A 20,195-nucleotide genomic window follows, 5' to 3' on the forward strand; every position below is an offset into this window, starting at 1 on the left:
GGGCAGCGGACCCGCACAAACCCCCATGCAGCCCCTGGCACGCTCCGTGCAAACTGCCGTTTCATAGATAGATCCGTTGTTCATCTATGAAACATGCCTTTGACATGGCATGGCCGTTCCCGCCGTCGATCCCTCAGGAGTTGTTCATCGTGCAAATCGCCTCCCGCCCCTTTTTCCGCGCCACCGCGCTGGCTGCCCTGGCCGCCTGCAGCCTCGGCAGCGCCCTGGCACAGACGGCCCAGGTCTACGGCCTGGCCGACGTCAGCGTGGGCAGCTTCAAGGAGAGCGGCGGCAAGCGCACCGAGCAGATGGCCTCCGGCCGCATGGCCACCAGCTACCTGGGCTTCCGCGCGACGGAAGACCTGGGCGGCGGCCTGCAGGCCATCGTGACGCTGGAGCACTTCATGCGCATGGACAGTGGCGAGGCCGGGCGCTTTGCCGGCGACGCCTTCTGGTCGCGCAATGCCAACGTCGGCCTGCGCGGCAGCTTCGGCCTGATCCGGCTGGGCCGCATCGGCACGCCGTTTTTCGTCAATACGCTGTCGTACAACCCGTTCCTCGACTCGTTCGGCTTCTCGCCCGCCATCCGCACCATCTACCAGGGTGGCATCGGCAAGCTGGCCGGCGACAGCGGCTGGAACAATGCCGTGGGCTACAGCACGCCCAGGCTGGGCGCCTTTACCGGCCATGTGCTGGTGTCGGCCGGCGAAGGTGCCGGCGAGGGCCCCAACGTGGGCGGCAGCCTGCAGTACGCCGGCGGCGCGCTGGCCGTCGGCCTGGCCGCGCAGAAGGTGCAGACCGCCTTCAGCGCCGGCGAGGAAACCGCCTGGCAGCTGGGCGCTTCCTACGACTTCGGGCCGGTGAAGGTGTTCGGCCAGGTGGGCCGCATCGAGGAGGACGACACCCGCACCGGCAGCGCCGTGGCCGCCGGCAGCGACACCCGCGACCGCACGCTGCAGGCCGGCTTCTCGCTGCCGGTGGGCGCGGTGGGCAAGGTGCTGGCGTCCTATGGCGAGGCCAAGACCACCGGTGCGCGCGACAGCAAGCGGTCCTTCACCACGCTCGCCTATGACCACCAGCTGTCCAAGCGCACCGACGTGTATGCCGTGGTGATGTTCGACAAGCTGAAGGGCCAGGACCGCGCTGCCACCACCGCGCTCGGTGTGCGCCACAACTTCTGATGCCGGCCGGCCACCTGGGGTAAACCCGGGTGGTTGCCGGCCAGTCATCCACTAAGGTAGTGGCTGGTTTCATTAATGGATCGCTGTTTTACAGGCGAATCAACAGGCCTCACGATGTACGAGATCGAGTTCTGCGGCGTGGCAAAGCGGTTTCCGACCGCGCGCAACCCGAATCCGGCCAATGCGGTCACCGACCTCAGCCTGGCCATTCGCACCGGCGAGGTGGTGTCCATCATCGGTCCCTCGGGCTGCGGCAAGAGCACGTTGTTGAACATGGGCTCGGGCCTGTACCTGCCTACCGAAGGCGAGGTCAAGGTCTGCGGCCAGCGCGTCACCGGCCCGGTGCGGCAGGTGGCCTTCATGCTGCAGAAGGACCTGCTGATGCCCTGGCGCACCATCCGCCAGAACGTGGAGCTGGGCATGGAGATCGACGGCGTGGACAAGTCCCGGCGCCAAGAGACCGCCGACCACCTGCTGGCCAAGTGCCACCTCGCGGGCTTCGGCGACCACTATCCGTACCAGCTCTCGGGCGGCATGCGCCAGCGCGCTGCGCTGGCCCGCACGCTGGCGGTCGATCCGCAGGTGCTGCTGCTGGACGAGCCCTTCAGCGCGCTGGACGCGCAGACCAAGATGGTGCTGCAGCAGGACCTCGCCAAGACGCTGTACGAGCAGAAGAAGACGGCGTTGTTCATCACCCACGACTTGATCGAGGCCATCGCGCTGTCGGACCGCGTGCTGGTGATGAGCGAGCGCCCCGGCACCATCATCGAGGAGATCGTCGTCGACCTGCCGCTGCGCGACAACCCGCTGGAGCGCCGCAAGCTGCCCGCCATCGGCCCGCTGCAGGGCCGCCTGATGGAGCTGCTGAAGGTGGGCAAGCAGGAGGCCCTGCATTGAACGCCACCCGCCCTGAAGCCTGTACCGCTTCGCCTGCCCCCAACGCAAGGAACACCATGACCCGCTTCGTCACTTCCGTCCTCGCCCGTTCGCTGGCCGCCGTGCGGGCCTCGGTGCTGGCATGCAGCGCCGCCGCGCTGCTGCCGCTGGCTGCCCAGGCCGCGCCCGAGGAAGTCACCTACCTCCTGCCCGCGCCGCCCAACTCGCCGGCCTTCGCGCCCTGGATGCTGGCGCAGCAGAACGGCTACTACGCCGACGAGAACATCAAGGTCACCTTCGTCACCGCCCGCGGCGGGGTGGACGTGGCCAAGCAGATCGGCGCCGGCAACGCGGTGATCGGCGGCGCCATCGGCGACACGCCCATCATCGTGCGCGCCAACGGCGTGCCGGTGAAGGCGGTGGCGGTGCTGGGCGCCGGCTCGCTGACGATGATCAGCACCTACGAAGGCAGCGGCATCAACTCGGTGGCCGACCTGAAGGGCAAGACGATGACCGTCATGGCCTATACCGACACCACCTACTACGCGCTGCTCGGCTCGCTGCGCAAGGCCGGCCTCACCAAGACCGACGTGCAGGCCCAGGCGGCCGGCCCCACCGGCGTGTGGCAGCTGTTCGCGGGGAAGAAGTCCGAGGCCATGGCCGGCGTGCCCGACTGGGTGGTGAATGCCGAGGACGCAGGCGTGAAGGTCAAGCTGCTGCCGCGCGAGCAGCACTTCCAGAGCATGGCGCAGGCCATCCTGGCTTCGGACGACGTCATCAAGAAGAACCCCGAGCTGATCAAGCGCCTGGTGCGCGCCACGCTGCGCGGCATGCAGGACATCATGAAGGACCCCAAGGCCGCGGCCGCCACCTACGTGAAGGCGGTGCCCGCCTACGCCGGCAAGGAAGCGCAGATCGAGCGGGTGTTCGCGCTGTACAACCAGTACGTCTACGCCAACCAGAAGGTGCTGGGCCAGATGGACGAGAAGCGACTGGACGCGGTGCAGAAGTTCTACGTCGACGAAGGCATCGTCGCCAAGGCGCAGCCGCTGGCCGACCTGTACACCAACCAGTTCACCGGCGTCGCCCGCTGAGCTTCAGGACCCAAGCGCGATGCGATCCAACCTCTCGACGCCGCTGGGCAGCCTGGCCGTGCTGCTGGTGTTCCTGGCCGCGTGGCAGTGGGCGCCCGGTGCGCTCGGCATGCCCGAGTTCGTGCTGCCCAAGTTCACCCGCGTGGTGGAGGAGGCCGGCCGCATGTGGCAGGGTAGCGAGCTGCTCAAGCACTTTTCCATCACCGCGCTGGAAGTGGTGGTGGGCTTTGCCCTCGGCTCGCTGCTGGGCGTGATGTTCGGCGTGGCGCTGGGCCTGTCGCCACGCACCGAGGCCATCCTGTCGCCCTACATCCTGGCGCTGCAGATCGCGCCCAAGGTGGCCTTTGCGCCGCTGTTCGTGATGTGGCTGGGCTATACCGTGTACCCGAAGATCCTGGTGGCGGTGCTGATCGTCTTCTTCCCGGTGATGATCAACGTGCTGTCGGCCGTGCGCACCGTCGACCCCGACATGGTGAACCTGGTGCGCACGCTCAACGCAGGCCGCCTGCAGATCTTCCGCCTGGTGGAGTTTCCTTCGGCCATGCCGGCCCTGTTCAGCGGCCTGCGCATCGCCGCCACGCTGGCCGTCATCGGCGTGACGGTGGGCGAGCTGGTCGGCGGCAACCTGGGCCTGGGCTACCTGCTGGTGGATTCCGAAGGGCAGGGCAACACCGCCGGCGTGTTCGTGGCCATCGTGGCGCTCACGCTCATCGGCATCCTGGCCTATGCGGCGGTGGTGTGGGCCGAGCGCCGGCTGCTGCACTACATCCCGCGGGCCAACGTCACCACCGTCTGAAGAGGCTGCCGACATGACCACCGTCACCGGAACCCCCGACGCCGCCGCGCTGGCCGCCCTGCTGGCCCAGGTGCCGCCGCAGATGCTGGCCGGCCGCCGCGTGCTGGTGACCGGCGCCGCGCGCGGCCTGGGGCTGGCGTTTGCCAAGTGCATCGCCCAGGCCGGCGCCCGCGTGGTGCTGGCCGACATCCTGGCCGACCTGCTGCACACCGAGGTGCAGGCGCTGCGCGATGCGGGTGCCGACGTGCATGCGGTGGTGGCCGACCTGAGCGATCCGGCCAGCATCGAGGCCTGTGCCGCCGCGGCTGTCGCTGCGCTGGGCGGGCTGGACGGCCTGGTCAACAACGCCGCCATCACCAACTCCGGCGGCCGCGACCCGCATGCGCTGGAGGTGGAGATGTGGGACCGGGTGATGGACGTCAACGTGCGCGGCACCTGGCTGATGAGCCGCGCCTGCCATGCGGCGCTCAAGGCCAGCGGGCAGGGCGCCATCGTCAACCTGGCCTCCGACACCGCGCTGTGGGGCGCGCCCAAGCTGCTGGCCTACGTGGCCAGCAAGGGCGCCGTCATCTCGATGACGCATTCGCTGGCCCGGGAGTGGGGCGGCGACGGCATCACCGTGAATGCGGTGGCGCCCGGCCTCACGCTGGTGGAGGCCACCGAATACGTGCCCAAGGCCCGGCACGAGAAGTACCTGGAAGGCCGCGCCATCCCGCGCGAGCAGCAGGCCGCCGACGTGTGCGGCGCGGTGCTGTTCGCGCTGTCGGGGCTGTCGCGCTTCGTCACCGGCCAGCTGCTCGCCGTCAATGGCGGCTTTGTGATGCATTGAGGAGAAACCATGAACGACCCGACCCAAGACAAGAAGAGCTGGGACCGCCCCGAGGGCGCCAGCTTCGACGACTGGATGAACAGCCGCGTGGCGCGCTTCCAGACCCGCCGCTACGACTGGGACGCACTGAAGTTCCAGGCCGACTACGACCCCAAGTACCGCCGCGCGCAGATGCGCTACCTGGGCACCGGCGGCACCGGCGTCTCGGCCGACAACAACACCGTGCCCAACGAGCACTTCACCTTCTCCACCATGCTGATCCCGGCCGGCCACATCGGCCCGTCGCACCTGCACACCGACGTGGAAGAGGTGTTCTTCGTGCTGCGCGGCAAGATCAAGGTGGTGCTGGAGAAGGACGGCGAGCGCTTCGAGGCCATCCTCGGCGAGCGTGACCTGATCTCGGTGCCGCCAGGCGTGTACCGCGAGGAGATCAACATTGGCGAGGAAGACGCGCTGATGTGCGTGATGCTGGGCGCCAAGAAGCCGATCACGCCGACCTACCCGCCCGATCACCCGCTCGCCAAGATCAAAAGAGATACCCCCCGTACCGCCTGACGGCGGCCCCCCAGGGGGCGCCAACAGCGGCCCGGCCAAGCCGGTTCCGCGTTGGCCTGCTTGAGAACACACACCATGCCTGACGACCTGTCCCTTCCCACCGCCGAGCTCGACCGGCTGCATGCCCTGTTCGGCGTGCAGCGCATCGACGTGGGCGGTGGCAACGTGGTGGCGGTGCGCCGCTGCGGGCAGGGCCTGCCGGTGGTGTGCCTGCACGGCATCGGCTCGGGGTCGGCCTCGTGGGTGGACGTGGCACTGCTGCTGGGCGACCGCGCCGAGGTCATCGCCTGGGACGCCCCGGGCTACGGCGAATCGACGCCACTGCCGATGGCCGAGCCGAGGGCGACCGACTATGCGCAGCGCCTGCGCGAGCTGCTGGACGCGCTGGGCATCGATCGCTGCATGCTCGTGGGCCATTCGCTGGGCGCGCTCACCGCCGCCGCGGCCACGCAGGCCGGCGGTGTGCTGGCAGGGCGCGTGGCGCGGCTGGTGCTCATCAGCCCGGCCCGCGGTTACGGCGCGCCCGACCGCGCCGCGCAGGGCGCAAAGGTGCGCGAAGAACGGCTGGCCACGCTCGCGCAATTGGGCATCGAAGGCAGCGCGCGCCAGCGCAGCGGCCGGCTGCTGTCGGCCCATGCGGACGAGGCCGCGCAACGACGCGTGCGCTGGAACATGGCGCGACTGAACGAACACGGCTACCGCCAGGCGGTGGCCCTGCTGTGCGGCGACGACCTGCTGCGCTACCTGCCGCCGGCCTTGGCGGTGGATGTGGCGGTGGGCGCGCTGGACGTCATCACGCCGCCCGAAGCCTGTGCCGAGGTGGCGCAAGCCTGCGGCGTGCCGCTGCAGCACATCGAGGAAGCAGGCCATGCCAGCTACGTGGAGCGGCCGCAGGCCGTGGCCGCGCTGCTGGCAGCTTGTCTGGACAAGGCTGCGGCACCAGCAGCCTGAGAGCGAGGGAGACACCGAATGAGCACGACCGAGGCCGACCTGGCCGACGACGGCAACGACCGCTACATCGTGCCGGCCCTGGAGCGCGGCCTGCGCATCCTGGGCGAATTCACCCGCGAGAACCGCACGCTGGGCGCGCCTGAGCTGGCCCGCCGCTTCGGCCTGCCGCGCTCCACGGTCTTCCGCCTGCTGGCCACGCTGGAAAGCATGGGCTTCATCGAGAAGACCGAAGGCGGCCGCGAATACCGGCTGGGGCTGGCGGTGCTGCGGCTGGGCTTCGAGTACCTGGCTTCGCTGGAACTCACCGAGCTGGGCCTGCCCATCCTCAACCGCTTGAGCGATGCCATCGGCTACCCCTGCAACCTGGTCGTGCGCGATGGCCGCTCCATCGTCTACGTGGCCAAGGTGACGGCGCCCACGCCCTTCGCCAGCTCGGTGACGGTGGGCACGCGGCTGCCGGCGCATGCCACGGTGCTGGGCCGCGTGCTGCTGGAAGACCTCACGCTGCCGGAGCTGCGTGCCATGTACCCGGAAGACCGGCTGGAGAACTTCTCGCCCAGCACGCCGCGCACGGTGATCGAGCTGTTCAACATGGTGCAGGCCGACCGCGAGCGCGGCTACGTGCAGGGCGAGGGCTTCTTCGAATCGAACATCTCCACCATCGCCGCGCCGGTGCGCGACCACAGCGGCCGCGTGGTGGCCGCGCTGGGCGCCACCATCACCTCGGCGCATATCGACGGCAGCCGCATGGACGACATGGTGCGCCGCGTGCGTGACGCGGCCGGTGAGCTGTCGGCTCTTTTGAACTACGCGCCGGCCTCGGCCCAGCGCAACGTGGTGCCGCTGCGATGAACAGCAACTTCTTCGCCCCCGACGCGCTGGCGGGCCGTGTGGCCGTGGTCACCGGCGGATCGTCCGGCATCGGCCTGGCCACGGTCGAGCTGCTGCTGTCCTGCGGCGCCGCGGTGGCGCTGTGCGGCCGCGACGCCCAGCGGCTGGACAGCGCCGTGGCCGGCCTGCGTGAAAAGCATCCGCAGGCCCGGCTCTTCCCGCAGCCCTGCGACGTGCTGGACAAGGCCGCGGTGCAGGCCTTCGCCGACGCCAGCCAGGCCGCGCTGGGCCCGGCCTCGATGCTGATCAACAACGCGGGCCAGGGCCGCGTGTCCACCTTCGCCGACACCACCGACGAAGCCTGGACGCAAGAGCTGCAGCTCAAGTTCTTCTCGGTGATCCACCCCACGCGCGCCTTCCTGCCGCAACTGGTGCAGCAGCGCCAGGCGCTGGGCGATGCCTCGGTCACCTGCGCCAATTCGCTGCTGGCGCGCCAGCCCGAGCCGCACATGGTGGCCACCTCGGCCGCCCGCGCCGGCCTGTTGAACCTGGTGCGCTCGATGGCCACCGAGTTCGCCCAGCAGGGCGTGCGCGTCAACGGCATCCTGATCGGGCTGGTGGAGTCGGGCCAATGGCGCCGCCGCTTCGAGGCGCGCGAAGACAAGTCGCAGGACTGGGCCGCCTGGAGCAGCCAGCTCGCCAAGACCAAGCACATTCCCCTGGGCCGCCTGGGCCTGCCCGCGGAAGCCGCGCGCGCCCTGGTGTTCCTCGCATCCCCGCTGGCCTCCTACACCACCGGCGGCCACATCGACATCTCCGGAGGCCATTCGCGCCATGCCTGAAACCAACACCCCCGTGACCGTCGGCGCCGTCGTCGCGGCCTTCCTCGAGCAGTGCGGCGTCAAGACGGCCTTCGGCGTCATCTCGATCCACAACATGCCCATCCTCGATGCCTTCGCGCAGCGGGGCGCGGTGCGCTTCGTGCCCGCGCGGGGCGAGGCCGGCGCCGGCAACATGGCCGATGCCTATGCCCGCTCCACCGCCAGCCTGGGCGTGTGCCTCACCAGCACCGGCCCGGCCGCCGGCAACATCGCCGGCAGCCTGGTGGAAGCGCTCACCGCCGGCTCGCCGCTGCTGCACATCACCGGCCAGATCGAGACGCCCTACCTGGACAAGGGCATGTCGTACATCCATGAGGCGCCCGACCAGCTGACGATGCTGAAGGCGGTGAGCAAGGCCGCTTTCCGCGTGCGCAGCGTGGAGACGGCGCTGGGCACGCTGAAGCAGGCGGTGCAGTGCGCGCTGACCGCGCCCACCGGCCCGGTGAGCATCGAGATCCCCATCGACATCCAGTCGGCGCTGATCGCCATGCCGGCCGACCTGAGCCCGCTGCCGGTGGCCACCGCGGTGCCCAGCGAAGCCGCGCTCGATGCGCTGGCCGACAAGCTGGCCGCGGCACGCCGGCCGATGCTGTGGCTGGGCGGCGGGGCGCGCCATGCCGGCGCGGCCGTCAAGCGGCTGCAGGCGCTGGGCTTCGGCGTGGTCACCACCGTGCAGGGCCGCGGCATCGTGGCCGAGGACGATGCCGGCTCGCTGGGCGCCTACAACATCCACAAGCCGGTGGAAGCCTTCTACCAAACCTGCGACGCGATGCTGGTGGTGGGCTCGCGCCTGCGCGGCAACGAGACGCTGAAGTACGAACTCCAGCTGCCGCGCCCGCTGTACCGCGCCGATGCCGATCCCGCCGCCGAAGGCCGCTGCTACGCCAGCGACGCCTTCGTGTGCGGCGACAGCAGGCTCGTGCTGCAGGGCCTGGCCGACCGGCTGGAGGCCCGCGGCTTCCGCGCCGATCCGGCGTTGCTGGCTGATTTGCGCGCCGTGCACGAGCGTGTGGTCGCCACGCTGCACGACGGCCTGGGCCCCTATGCGCGCCTGGTGGCCGAGCTGCAGAAGATCGCCGGCCGCCAGTTCAACTGGGTGCGCGATGTGACCGTGTCCAACAGCACCTGGGGCAACCGCGAGCTGCGCATCTTCGAGCCCAGCGCCGGCGTGCACGCCACCGGCGGCGGCATCGGACAGGGCATGCCGATGGCCATCGGCGCGGCCATCGGCGCCGAGGCCACCGGCTCCGGCCGCAAGACCTTCTGCCTGGCCGGCGACGGCGGCTTCATCCTCAACCTGGGCGAGCTGGCCACCATGGTGCAGGAGCGCTGCAACCTGGTGGTGGTGCTGATGAACGACCAGGGCTACGGCGTCATCAAGAACATCCAGGACGCGCAGTACGGCGGCCGCCGTTGCTACGTCGACCTGCACACGCCGGACTATGCGCAGCTGTGCGCCTCGCTCGCGCTGCCGCATGCGCGGGTGAGCGACCTGGCCGACCTGCCCGCGGTGCTGGCGCAGGCGGTGGACCGGCAGGGCCCCTTCCTGCTGGAGATCGACATGCTGCGCATCGGCGCCTTCAAGAGCGCCTTCGCCGGCCCGCCGACCAACACCGTGCAGCAGATCCCCGCGATCGCGAAGGCCTGAGCCATGCCGGTTCTGAACATCGCCCTCGTCGGCTGCGGCGCCATTGGCACCGCGGTGCTGGAGCTGCTGCGCGCCGATGCCGGCCTGCGGGTGGCCGCCATCGTGGTGCCGGGCTCTTCGCTGGCTGGCGCCCGTGCGGTGGCACAGCGGCTGGCACCCGGCGCCGAGGTGACCGAGGCCGTGCCGTCCCAGGGTATCGAGCTGCTGCTGGAGGCCGCCGGCCACGCCGCCATCGAGCACCATGTGCTGCCGGCGCTGCGCCGCGGCGTGCCCTGCATCGTGGCCTCGGTGGGTGCGCTGTCGGCGCCGGGCCTGGCCGAGGCGCTGGAAGCCGCGGCCGCCGAGGGCGGCACCCAGGTGCAGCTGATTCCCGGCGCGATCGGCGGCATCGACGCGCTGGCCGCGGCCCGCATCGGCGGCCTGGCCCGCGTGCGCTACACCGGCCGCAAGCCGCCGCGGGCCTGGGCCGGCACGCCGGCCGAGGAGGGCCGGCAGCTCGATGCGCTGGCCGAGGCGACGGTGATCTTCGAAGGCAGCGCGCGTGAAGCGGCGCGGCTGTACCCCAAGAACGCCAACGTCGCGGCCACCGTGTCGCTGGCCGGGCTGGGCCTGGACGAGACGCAGGTGCGGCTCATCGCCGACCCCGGCGTGAGCGAGAACGTGCACACGGTGGAAGCCGAAGGTGCCTTCGGCAGCTTCGAGCTGACGATGCGCAACCAGCCGCTGGCGGCCAATCCCAAGACCTCGGCCCTGACGGTCTACAGCGCGGTGCGGGCTTTGCGCCACCGCGTGGCGCCGCTGGCTGTTTGAACCCCCACGCGTGAACTGAGCTGAGAACTGAGATGCCGCAACTGGACCTGCTGAAGATCAACGTGGCCGGCGAATGGCGCCTGGGCGGCGGCGAGGAGTACGAAAGCCTCTACCCCGCCACCGGCGAGCCCATCGCCCGCCTGCGCGCCGCCAGCCTGGCCGACGTGGACGAGGCCATCCGCGGCGCCGACCACGCCTTCCGCACCAGCGGCTGGGCGCAGAAGCTGCCGCACGAGCGCGCCGCGGTGCTGTACCGGGTGGCGCAGCTGATCCGCGAAAACGCGGAAGGCCTGGCCCAGCAGCAGCGGCTGGACAACGGCAAGCCGATCAGCGAGACGCGTGCGCTGGTGGCCAGTGCGGCCGGCACCTTCCAGTTCTTCGCCGCGGCCTGCGAGACGCTGGAAGAAACCATCACGCCCTCGCGCGGGCCCTTCGTCACGATGAGCGTGCATGAGCCGATGGGCGTGGTGGCCGCCATCACGCCGTGGAATTCGCCGATCGCCAGCGAGGCGCAGAAGCTGGCGCCGGCACTGGCCGCGGGCAACGCGGTCGTCGTCAAGCCGGCCGAGGTCACGCCGCTGATGGCGCTGGAACTGGCCCGGCTGTGCGAGCAGGCCGGCGTGCCGCGCGGCATCGTCAGCGTGCTGCCGGGCAAGGGCTCGGTGATCGGCGACGCCATCACGAAGCATCCGCTCGTCAAGCGGGTGTCCTTCACCGGCGGCACCACCACCGGCAAGCACATCGCGCACATCGCGGCCGACAAGATGATGCCGGTGTCGCTGGAGCTGGGCGGCAAGTCGCCCACCATGGTGCTGGAAGACGCCGACCTCGACCATGCGGTCAACGGCGTGCTGTACGGCATCTTCAGCAGCTCGGGCGAGTCGTGCATCGCGGGCTCGCGTCTCTTCGTCGCGCAGCCGATCTACGACGAGTTCATGACCCGGCTGACCGAGCGCGCCGCCGCGCTGCGCGTGGGCAACCCGGCCGACGAGCGCACGCAGATGGGCCCGCTGATCACCGCCCGCCACCGCGAAGGCATCGAGCGCTACGTGGCGCTGGGCGTGAGCGAGGGCGGCCGCATCCGCACCGGCGGCGTGCGGCCGCACGGGCGCGCGCTGGAAGCCGGCTACTTCTACGCGCCCACCATCCTGGAAGGCCTGGGCAACCAGGCCCGCACGGCGCAGGAAGAGATCTTCGGCCCGGTGCTGGTCGCGATGCCTTTTGACACCGAAGAACGCTTGATCGAGCAGGCCAACGACAGCATCTATGCGCTGGCGGCCGGCGTGTGGAGCCGCGACTTCAAGCGGGCCTGGCGCCTGGGCCGGGCGGTGCAGGCCGGCACCGTCTGGGTCAACACCTACAAGCAGTTCTCGATCTCCACGCCCTTCGGCGGCTGGCGCGACAGTGGCCTGGGCCGCGAGAAGGGCCGCGAAGGCATCTTCCAGTACATGGAGCAGAAGAGCATGTACTGGGGCACCAACGAACACCCCATCCCCTGGGCAAATTGAGCCCCGGCGGCCAGAAGGAATCCGCAATGAGCGTTCTCGGAATCGACCAGATCACCTACGTGGCAGACGACCTGCCCACCTGCAAGCGCTTCTTCGCCGACTGGGGCCTGGCGCTGGCCAGCGAGTCGGCCGATGCGCTGGTGTTCGAGAGCCTGAACGGCTGCCGTGTGGTGGTGGCCCGGCTGGGCCTGCCCGGCCTGCCGCCTGGCCCGGAAGACGGTCCGACGCTGTGCGAGGTGGTGTGGGGCGTGGAGAGCGACGCCGACCTCGACCGCTATGCCGCGGCCATCGCCGACCAGCCCGGCTTTGTCGACACGCAGGCCGACGGCGCCCGCCGCATCGGCTGCACCGACCCCAACGGCGTGGCCGTGCGCCTGCAGCGCACCCGCAAGCATGCGGTGCAGATCGAATGCGGCCCCAGCAACACCTGGAACGACAAGCTGCGCGTCAACCAGCCCAGCCCGATCTACGACCGCGCCACGCCGATCGAGGTGGGGCACGTGGTGTTCTTCGCTTCCGACGTGAATGCCACCAGCGCCTTCTACCGCGACAAGCTGGGCTTCGTCGCTTCGGACAGCTACCCCAACCGCGGCGCCTTCCTGCGCTGCGCGCCGGAGGGCGGGCACCACGACATCTTCCTGCTGCAGCTGCCCTCGGGCAAACGCGGGCTGAACCACGTCGCCTTCACCGTGCGCGACATCCACGAGGTGTTCGGCGGCGGCCTGCACTTCTCGCGCTGCGGCTGGGAAACCCAGCTCGGCCCGGGCCGGCACCCAATCTCGTCGGCCTATTTCTGGTACTTCAAGAATCCGGCCGGCGGCCTGATCGAGTACTACGCCGACGAGGACCAGCTCACCGGCGACTGGCAGCCGCGCGAGTTCGAGCCGGGCCCCACGGTGTTCGCCGAATGGGCGGTGGATGGCGGCCTGGATGGCCACACCCGCCGGCAGAAGAACGCCGATGCGCCCCAGGGCAAGTTCCTGACGGAGAAGAAGTGAACCGCATGAACCTGTCTAGACGAGTGCTGCTGGCCGCCGGCCTCGCGCTGGCCCTGCCGCTGGCCGCGCAGGCACAGTCGCCCGCCGAGAAGCAGCTGGCCGAAGGCCGCTTCACCATCGTGGCGCCGTTCCCGCCCGGCGGGCCGGTGGACACGCTGGCCCGCCTGCTGGCCGAGGCCCTGGGCAAGCGCTATGGCCAGGCGGCCGTGGTGGACAACGTGGCCGGTGCGGCCGGCAACCTGGGCATCGACCGCGTCAAGCGCGCCAGGCCCGACGGCCATACGCTGCTGGTGGTGCCGGCCGGCAACCTCACGATCAACCCGACCTTGATGCCGAACTTCCCGTTCAACATCGAGCGGGACTTCGTGCCGGTGACGATGCTGGCCAAGGCGCCCAACGTGCTGGTGGCCAGCCCTGCGCTGAAGATCAAGACGGCCAGGGAGCTGGTGGCGCTGGCCAAGGCGAAGCCGGCCACGCTGTTCTACGCCTCGCCGGGTGTGGGCAGCGGCCTGCACCTGGCGGGTGAGCTGTTCAAGCAGCAGGCCGAGGTGGACATCACCCACGTGCCCTACAAGGGCACCGGCCCGGCGTTGAACGACGTGCTGGGTGGCGTGGTGCCGCTGATGTTCAGCAACCTGCCGGCCACGCTGCCCTTCATCAAGGAAGGCAAGCTGGTGGCGCTGGGCATCACCGAGGCCGCGCGCAGCCCGGTGGCGCCCGACATCCCCACGCTGGCCGAGCAGGGCATTCCGGGCGTGGTGGTCACCTCGTGGTACGGCCTGCTGGCGCCGGCCGGCACGCCGGCCGCGGTGGTCGAGCAACTGGCCAAGGATGCCCATGCGCTGCTGGCCGAGCCGGCGATGCGCGACAAGCTGGCGGCCCAGGGCCTTTCCGACGCCACGATGACGCCGGCCGACTTCGCCGCCCACATCCGCAAGGAAACCGCGGTGTGGGCGCCCATCATCAAGTCGCGCGGCATCGTGGCCGAGTGAGGCAGCGCATGAGCGAACAAGCCAACCTGATGCTGCTGACGGTGGTGCTCAAGCACCACCCCGGCCTGACGCTGGACGACGTGCAGCAGCGCATGAAGGCGGCCGACTGGTGGGAGCAGTTCCCGCCCGAGGGCACGCGCATCGTCTCCTGGACGGTGGCGATGGGCCTGGGCCAGATCCTCACGCTGGAGCTGCCGCCCGACAAGCTGCCGCTGGTGAACGTGGAGCTGGAACGCCGCGCCTGGGGCGTGTTCACCACCGAGTGCCATCCCACCTACGACTTCATCCCCGTGCGCGAACGCATCCGCGAGCGCGTGCGCAACGGCGGCCAGTGAGCCACCGCCACTCCCCATCCCTTGCCCCGCAGGAGGCCGACGATGCAATCCACCGACCGCTATCTCGACGCACACCAGGCGCGCCAGCGCCCGCCCACCCCGTATGAAGACCTGCTGGGCGACGCCATCGAGCGCGCCTTCGCCGCCGGCGTGACCGAGCTGCCCGCCCTGGTGGCGCACCTGAACCGCAGCCACATGAGCACGCCCAGCGGCACGCCCTGGACGGAAGAGAACTACCGCGCCGAGATGGCGCGCCTGGGCGCCTGAGCGCGCGGCATCCACGCATCCGAGGAAGCACCATGAACATCCCCATCGCCGTTGCCGCCGATCCGGTCGACCAGTTGCTCGAGATCGGCCTGAAGGACCTCTGGTATCCCATCTGCCCGTCGGGCTTCATCCAGGACCGGCCGGTGTCGCTGCGCCGGCTGGGCCGCAAGCTCGTGTTCTGGCGCGACACGCAAGGCGTGCTGCATGCGCTGGAAGACCGCTGCCCGCACCGCGGCGCGCCGCTGTCGCAGGGCGTGGTGCTGGGCGACCGCATCGCCTGCCCGTACCACGGCGTGGAAGTGCGCTGCGACGGCGTGGTGACCAAGGTGCCCGGCAGCCCCGGCTGCAAGCTGGAAGGCAGCCAGGCCACCCGCCACTTCCATGTGCGCGAAGCCGCGGGCGCGGTGTTCATGTACAACTCGAAGGAGCCGGTGGACACGCCGCCGCCTCTGCAGCTGCCCGAGCAGCTGACCGACGACAGCCAGTTCTCGTCCTTCCTCTGCTACGCCGAATGGAAGGGTGACTACCGCTACGTGCTGGACAACGTGATGGACCCGATGCACGGCACCTTCCTGCACAAGCAGTCGCATTCGATGGCCGAGGGCGAATCCACGGCCAAGTTCGGCATCCGGCCCACCGACACCGGCTTCGTGTTCGAGAAGGAAGGCCAGCGCAACGTCAACTTCGACTGGACCGAGTGGGCCGACACCGGCATCCACTGGATGCGGCTGGAGATCCCTTACCCGAAGACCGGCGGCCCCGGCGGCAACTTCATCATCATCGGCAGCTACACGCCGGTCAGCCCCACGCTGAGCTGTGCCTTCCACTGGCGCGTGCGCAAGCTGCCACCGGGCTGGCAGCGCGACACCTGGCGCTTCCTCTACAAGAACCGGCTGGAGGCACGCCACTGGCACGTGCTGGAACAGGACCGCGTGCTGATCGAGAACATGGAGCCCGACGCCAACCAGCATGAGCAGCTGTACCAGCACGACCTCGGCATCGTGCGGCTGCGCCGGCACCTGAAGGGCCTGGCGCAGGCGCAGCTGGCGGCGGCCGCCGCGGCCCCGGCCAAGGCCTGACGGTGGCCGCCCTGCCCGTGACCCCGGCCCTGGCCACGCCCGTGCGAAAGGTGGCCTGCGCCGCCGTGCCCGACGTGCCCCATGCCACCTGGTCGCAAGCCCTGGTGCTGGGCGCCGAGGTGGTGATGTCCGGCCAGACGGCCGGCGCCGCCGCGCAGCAGGCCGCGGCCGCCGGCACGCCGATGGACGCGTACCAGCAGGCGCTGGTGTGCCTGCGCAGGCTGCAGGCGCTGGTGGAGGCGGCCGGCGGCGGCGTGCACAACCTCGTCAAGCTCACGCTGTACCTGACCGACATCGCCGACCGCGAGGCCGTGGGCCGTGCCCGCCGCGACTTCTTTGCCGAGGTGCTGCCCGGCGCGCTGTTTCCCGCCTCCACCCTGGTGGCCGTGAGTGCGCTGGTGCAGCCCGAACTGCGGGTGGAGGTGGACGCCATCGCCCGCCTGGATGCCGATCTGCGGCAGGTCGTGCTCGCCACCGCCTGAAGCCCGCCTGAACCCCGACCGAACCCCTGCCACCTGAGGCTGAGTGCCATGTCTTCCCCGACCCTGAACGCCCTGGTCTACGCGATGCGCCACGAGGCGGAAGGCATCGTCAGCGTCGAGTTCCGCCCCGCTTCCAGGGACGTGGCGTTCCCGGTGTTCGAGGCCGGCTCGCACATCGACCTGCACCTGCCCAACGGCCTGGTGCGCAGCTACTCGCTGTGCAACCCGGCCAGCGACAGCGGACGCTACGTGGTCGGCATCCTGCACGACCGCAAGAGCCGCGGCGGCTCGCGCTACGTGCACGAGCAGCTGCGGGTGGGCAGCCGCATCAGCATCTCGGCGCCGCGCAACAACTTCAAGCTGCATGAGGACGCGCCGCGTTCGGTGCTGGTGGCCGGCGGCATCGGCGTCACGCCCATCTGGTGCATGCTGCAGCGGCTGGTGGCCATCGGCCGGCCGGTGGAGCTGATCTACTGCGCGCGCAAGCGCGAGGAAGCGGCCTTCGTGACCGAGATCGAGGCGCTGGCCCGGCAGCATGACGTGCCGGTGACCTGGCACTTCGACGAGTCGGCCGGCGGCCCGCCCGACCTGGCCGCACTGCTGGCCGGCCGCAAGGCCGACAGCCACTTCTACTGCTGCGGCCCGGGCCCGATGCTCGACGCCTTCGAGCGCGCCTGCGAGAAGCTCAACTACCCCGCCGCCCACATCGAGCGCTTTGCCGCCGCGCCGGTGGAGGCGCCCGCGGCCACGCAGAGCTTCGTGGTGGAGTGCGCCCGCAGCGGCAAGGTGGTGGAGGTGCCGCCCGGCAAGTCGGTGCTCGACAGCCTGATCGACGCCGGCCTCAACCCCGACCACAGCTGCAAGGAAGGCGTGTGCGGCGCCTGCGAGACCGCGGTGCTCGAATTCGACGGCGAACTCGACCACCGCGACGGCATCCTCACCAAGATCGAGCGCGAATCCGGCCGCACGATGATGATCTGCGTGTCCAGCTGCAAGGGGAAGCGGCTGGTGCTGGATGTCTAGACATCCCACGCCGGCGCCAGCCCGGCCGGGTTCACCAGCCGCTCACCGCGGTCCAGCGTAGCGATGCGGGCCATCTCGTCGTCGGTCAGCTTCAGGTCCTGCGCCGCCAGGTTGGCCTGCAGGTTCGCCCGCTTCGTCGACGACGGGATCACCGCATGCCCCAACTGCATCGCCCACGCCAGCGCCACCTGGGCGGGGGCCACGCCATGCGCCGCGGCGATGCCGGCCAGCACCTCGTCGGCCAGCACCTTGCCGTAGCCCAGCGTCATGTACGAGGTGAGCGGCACGCCCTGGCTGCGCGCGAACCCGGCCAGCGTGCGGTTCTGCAGGTAGGGGTGCAGCTCCACCTGGTTGGTGGCGATCTGGCCGGCGCCGGCCGCGTCGATGGCCTCCTGCAGCAGCGCGACGGTGAAGTTGGAGACGCCGATCTGCCGCGTCAGCCCCTGCTGGCGGGCGGCCAGCAGCGCCTCGATGGATTCGGCCAACGGCATCGCGCCGCCGGGCGAGGGCCAGTGGATCAGTGTCAGGTCCACCGCGTCCATGCGCAGCTTGTCCAGGCTCTCGCGCAGGCTGGGCAGCAACCGGTCGCCGGCCAGGTGCTCGGTCCAGACCTTGGTGGTGACGAACAGCTCGTCGCGCGGCACGCCGCTGCGTTCGATGGCCTGGCCCACCTCGGCTTCGTTGCCGTAGATCTGCGCGGTGTCGATCGCGCGGTAGCCGAGTTCGAGTGCGGTGGTCACCGAGTCGATGACGGTCTGGCCCTTCAGGCGGAAGGTGCCGAGGCCGAACGGGGGAATGGGGTGCACGGTCATGGTCATGTCCTTGGTGAAGTTGTCTAGGCAGCTGCGAAGCGGCGGGCGCCGCGGCGGTCAAGCGCACCGCTGCAGGCCGTGAGGGCCAGCGCCACCAGTACCACCAGTGCGCCGATCCAGGGCGTGTGCATTAGCCCCAGGTGGGTGACGATGAGCCCGCCGGCCCAGGCCGCGCCGGCGATGCCCAGGTTGAAGGCGGCGATGTTCAGGCCCGAGGCGACGTCCACCGCGTCGGGCGTGTGGTGCTCGGCCTGGCGCACCACGTACACCTGCAGGCCCGGCACGTTGCCGAAGGCCACCGCGCCCCAGGCCAGCACCGTCAGCACGGCCAGCCAGGGGTGGTGCGCGGTGAAGGTCAGGGCGAACAGCACCGCGGCCAGCAGCGCGAAGACCAGCTTCAGCGCCGGGATCGGGCCGCGGCGGTCGGCCAGCCGGCCGCCCCACAGGTTGCCCACGGCCACCGACACGCCGTACACCGCCATCACCCAAGCCACCGCGCCGGTGCTGAAGCCGGCCACCTCGGTGAGGATGGGCGCCAGGAAGGTGAAGGGGATGAAGCTGCCGCCATAGCCCACCGCGGTGGTGGCGTACACCAGCAGCAGCCGCGGCTCGGCCAGCACACGGGCCTGCTGCGCCAGCGAGGCCGGCGGCGTGTGGGCGATGCGGCGTGGCACCAGCAGCAGGCTGCCGACGAAGGCCACCGCGCCCAGGCCGGCCACCGCCAGGAAGGTCTCGCGCCAGCCGAAGTGCTGACCGATGAAGGTGCCCAGTGGCACGCCGGTCACCAGCGCCACCGTCAGCCCGGTGAACATGATGGCGATCGCGCTCGCCGCCTTGTCCTTCGGCACCAGGCTGGTGGCGATGGTGGAGCCGATCGAGAAGAACACGCCGTGCGCCAGGCCGGTGAGCACCCGGGCGGCGATCAGCGACTCGTAGCCCGGCGCCTGCCAGGCCAGCAGGTTGCCGGCGGTGAACAGGGCCATCAGCGACAGCAGCAGCAGCTTGCGCGGCACGCGGCCGGTGAGGGCGGTGAGCACCGGCGCGCCCACGGCCACGCCCAGCGCGTACAGGCTGACCAGCAGGCCCGCCGAGGGCAGGCTCACGCCCAGGTCGGCCGCCACCGTGGGCAGCAGGCCGACGATGACGAATTCGGTGGTTCCGATGGCGAAGGCGCTGAGCGTCAGCGCGAACAAGGCAAGCGGCATGGGGTACTCCGGGTTGTGCAGGTCGGGGCGGAGTGTGGGTGCGCGGCTCTTGCGGAAAAATCAGGTGCTGGGCACAAGACCCTTGAATTGGAGTCAAGAATGAAGACGACGCTGGACGAGCTGCTGGCGCTGCGCACGGTGGTGGACACCGGCTCCATCACCGCCGCGGCCGAGCAGCTGGGCCAGACGGTCTCCGGCATCAGCCGGGCGCTGCGGCGGCTGGAGCAGAAGCTGGGCACCACGTTGCTGAACCGCACCACGCGCCGGCTGTCGCTCACCGACGAGGGCCGCGCCTTCCTGGCACGGGCCCGCGACATCCTGGCCGCGGTGGACGAGGCCGAGGAGCAGATGGCCGCCCGCCGCCAGCAGCCCGCCGGCCGGCTGCGGGTGAATGCCGCGGTGCCCTTCATGCTGCATGCGGTGGCGCCGCGGGTGGCCGCCTTCCAGGCGCTGTACCCGCTGATCGAGCTGGAGCTGAACACCGACGACCTGCCGATCGACCTGCTGCAGCAGGACACCGACGTCGCCATCCGCATCGGGCCGCTGGTCGATTCGACCCTGCGCGCGCGGCCGCTGGGCCACAGCGCGGTGCGGGTGCTGGCCAGCCCCGGCTACCTGAAGGCGCGCGGCCGGCCCAAGACGGTGGCGGAGCTCACCGGCCCGGGTCACCGGCTGCTGGGCTTCAACCAGCCCGAGTCACTGAACCTGTGGCCGTTGCGCGGGCCGCAGGGCGACCGGCTGAGGGTGCAGCCTGCGATCAAGGCCAGCAGCGGCGAGACGCTGCGCCGGCTGGCGCTGGAAGGGGCCGGCGTCGTCTGCCTGTCCGACTTCATGACCGCGGAGGACCGCCGCGCCGGCGCCCTGGTGCAGCTGCTGCCGCGCGACACGGTGGAGCTGCTGCAGCCGATCCACGCCGTGTTCTACCGGAACACCGAGCTGGCGTCCCGCGTCGGCTGCTTCCTGGACTTCCTGGCGCAGCAGATCGGCGAAGCCGGGTGGGGATGACGGGTGGGACTGCGCCCGACTCCGACGCGCAGCGCCC

The 20,195-nt window shown here is 70.5% G+C and carries 22 protein-coding genes; 20 read left to right on the forward strand and 2 right to left on the reverse strand.

The window, feature by feature from the left end:
* Window positions 1-149: 149 nt before the first annotated feature.
* The 19 genes from VO99_RS01545 (at window position 150) to VO99_RS01635 (ending at window position 17,136) form a co-directional block, all read left to right on the forward strand.
* On the forward strand, window positions 150-1,181 hold the full coding sequence (locus VO99_RS01545; protein WP_046111225.1) for a porin: 1,032 nt from the start codon (window positions 150-152) through the stop codon (window positions 1,179-1,181).
* Window positions 1,182-1,295: 114 nt separating this feature from the next.
* The gene (locus VO99_RS01550; protein WP_046111013.1) at window positions 1,296-2,078 is read left to right on the forward strand and encodes an ABC transporter ATP-binding protein; all 783 of its coding nucleotides are present in this window, start codon (window positions 1,296-1,298) and stop codon (window positions 2,076-2,078) included.
* A gap of 56 nt (window positions 2,079-2,134) precedes the next feature.
* The gene (locus VO99_RS01555; RefSeq protein ID WP_046111014.1) at window positions 2,135-3,151 is read left to right on the forward strand and encodes an ABC transporter substrate-binding protein; all 1,017 of its coding nucleotides are present in this window, start codon (window positions 2,135-2,137) and stop codon (window positions 3,149-3,151) included.
* 19 nt (window positions 3,152-3,170) lie between these two features.
* Window positions 3,171-3,947 (forward strand): ABC transporter permease, encoded by a 777-nt coding sequence (locus tag VO99_RS01560; protein WP_046111015.1) that lies wholly within the window; start codon window positions 3,171-3,173, stop codon window positions 3,945-3,947.
* Window positions 3,948-4,029: 82 nt separating this feature from the next.
* Complete coding sequence (locus tag VO99_RS01565) at window positions 4,030-4,776, forward strand: SDR family oxidoreductase (protein WP_232315244.1); 747 nt, start codon at window positions 4,030-4,032, stop codon at window positions 4,774-4,776.
* A gap of 9 nt (window positions 4,777-4,785) precedes the next feature.
* Window positions 4,786-5,331, forward strand: coding sequence for a cupin domain-containing protein (locus VO99_RS01570; protein ID WP_046111017.1), 546 nt, complete (start codon window positions 4,786-4,788; stop codon window positions 5,329-5,331).
* 75 nt (window positions 5,332-5,406) lie between these two features.
* Entirely contained in the window at window positions 5,407-6,282 is an 876-nt protein-coding gene (locus VO99_RS01575; protein ID WP_046111018.1) for an alpha/beta fold hydrolase, read from the forward strand.
* A gap of 18 nt (window positions 6,283-6,300) precedes the next feature.
* Window positions 6,301-7,134: an IclR family transcriptional regulator gene (locus tag VO99_RS01580; protein ID WP_046111019.1), complete on the forward strand. Its 834-nt coding sequence runs from the start codon at window positions 6,301-6,303 to the stop codon at window positions 7,132-7,134.
* Window positions 7,131-7,955, forward strand: a complete 825-nt coding sequence (locus VO99_RS01585) for an SDR family oxidoreductase (RefSeq protein ID WP_046111020.1) — start codon at window positions 7,131-7,133, stop codon at window positions 7,953-7,955. The genes VO99_RS01580 and VO99_RS01585 overlap by 4 nt, the downstream gene beginning before the upstream one ends.
* Window positions 7,948-9,642: a thiamine pyrophosphate-binding protein gene (locus VO99_RS01590; RefSeq protein WP_046111021.1), complete on the forward strand. Its 1,695-nt coding sequence runs from the start codon at window positions 7,948-7,950 to the stop codon at window positions 9,640-9,642. Before VO99_RS01585 ends, VO99_RS01590 begins: the two co-directional genes overlap by 8 nt.
* A 3-nt stretch (window positions 9,643-9,645) precedes the next feature.
* Window positions 9,646-10,452 (forward strand): aspartate dehydrogenase, encoded by an 807-nt coding sequence (locus VO99_RS01595; protein WP_046111022.1) that lies wholly within the window; start codon window positions 9,646-9,648, stop codon window positions 10,450-10,452.
* Window positions 10,453-10,484: 32 nt separating this feature from the next.
* Window positions 10,485-11,960, forward strand: a complete 1,476-nt coding sequence (locus VO99_RS01600; RefSeq protein WP_046111023.1) for an aldehyde dehydrogenase — start codon at window positions 10,485-10,487, stop codon at window positions 11,958-11,960.
* A gap of 26 nt (window positions 11,961-11,986) precedes the next feature.
* A complete protein-coding gene (locus VO99_RS01605; RefSeq protein ID WP_046111024.1) occupies window positions 11,987-12,958 on the forward strand; it encodes a VOC family protein in 972 nt (323 codons plus the stop codon).
* A gap of 5 nt (window positions 12,959-12,963) precedes the next feature.
* On the forward strand, window positions 12,964-13,950 hold the full coding sequence (locus tag VO99_RS01610) for a Bug family tripartite tricarboxylate transporter substrate binding protein (protein ID WP_046111226.1): 987 nt from the start codon (window positions 12,964-12,966) through the stop codon (window positions 13,948-13,950).
* An 8-nt stretch (window positions 13,951-13,958) separates the two neighbouring features.
* A complete protein-coding gene (locus VO99_RS01615) occupies window positions 13,959-14,285 on the forward strand; it encodes a hypothetical protein (protein WP_046111025.1) in 327 nt (108 codons plus the stop codon).
* Between the two features lie 42 nt (window positions 14,286-14,327).
* Window positions 14,328-14,552, forward strand: a complete 225-nt coding sequence (locus VO99_RS01620) for a recombinase-like helix-turn-helix domain-containing protein (protein WP_046111026.1) — start codon at window positions 14,328-14,330, stop codon at window positions 14,550-14,552.
* Window positions 14,553-14,584: 32 nt separating this feature from the next.
* Window positions 14,585-15,631 carry a Rieske 2Fe-2S domain-containing protein gene (locus VO99_RS01625; protein ID WP_046111027.1) on the forward strand — a complete coding sequence of 349 codons (1,047 nt, stop codon included), beginning with the start codon at window positions 14,585-14,587 and terminating at the stop codon, window positions 15,629-15,631.
* A 2-nt stretch (window positions 15,632-15,633) separates the two neighbouring features.
* Entirely contained in the window at window positions 15,634-16,113 is a 480-nt protein-coding gene (locus VO99_RS01630; protein ID WP_232315232.1) for a Rid family hydrolase, read from the forward strand.
* A gap of 48 nt (window positions 16,114-16,161) precedes the next feature.
* Window positions 16,162-17,136 (forward strand): PDR/VanB family oxidoreductase, encoded by a 975-nt coding sequence (locus tag VO99_RS01635; RefSeq protein WP_046111028.1) that lies wholly within the window; start codon window positions 16,162-16,164, stop codon window positions 17,134-17,136.
* Here the strand turns inward: VO99_RS01635 and dkgB are convergent.
* Together dkgB and VO99_RS01645 are read right to left on the reverse strand one after the other, a co-directional pair.
* On the reverse strand, window positions 17,133-17,948 hold the full coding sequence (dkgB, locus tag VO99_RS01640) for a 2,5-didehydrogluconate reductase DkgB (RefSeq protein WP_046111228.1): 816 nt from the start codon (window positions 17,946-17,948) through the stop codon (window positions 17,133-17,135). The genes VO99_RS01635 and dkgB overlap by 4 nt on opposite strands.
* Window positions 17,949-17,971: 23 nt before the next feature.
* Window positions 17,972-19,153 carry an MFS transporter gene (locus VO99_RS01645; RefSeq protein WP_046111029.1) on the reverse strand — a complete coding sequence of 394 codons (1,182 nt, stop codon included), beginning with the start codon at window positions 19,151-19,153 and terminating at the stop codon, window positions 17,972-17,974.
* A 99-nt stretch (window positions 19,154-19,252) separates the two neighbouring features.
* Between VO99_RS01645 and VO99_RS01650 the strand changes: the two genes are divergently transcribed.
* A complete protein-coding gene (locus VO99_RS01650) occupies window positions 19,253-20,158 on the forward strand; it encodes a LysR family transcriptional regulator (protein ID WP_046111030.1) in 906 nt (301 codons plus the stop codon).
* Window positions 20,159-20,195: the final 37 nt, after the last annotated feature.

Origin of the sequence: Aquincola tertiaricarbonis (genome assembly GCF_000969605.1) — a bacterium.
Classification (GTDB): Bacteria; Pseudomonadota; Gammaproteobacteria; order Burkholderiales; family Burkholderiaceae_C; genus Aquincola; species Aquincola tertiaricarbonis.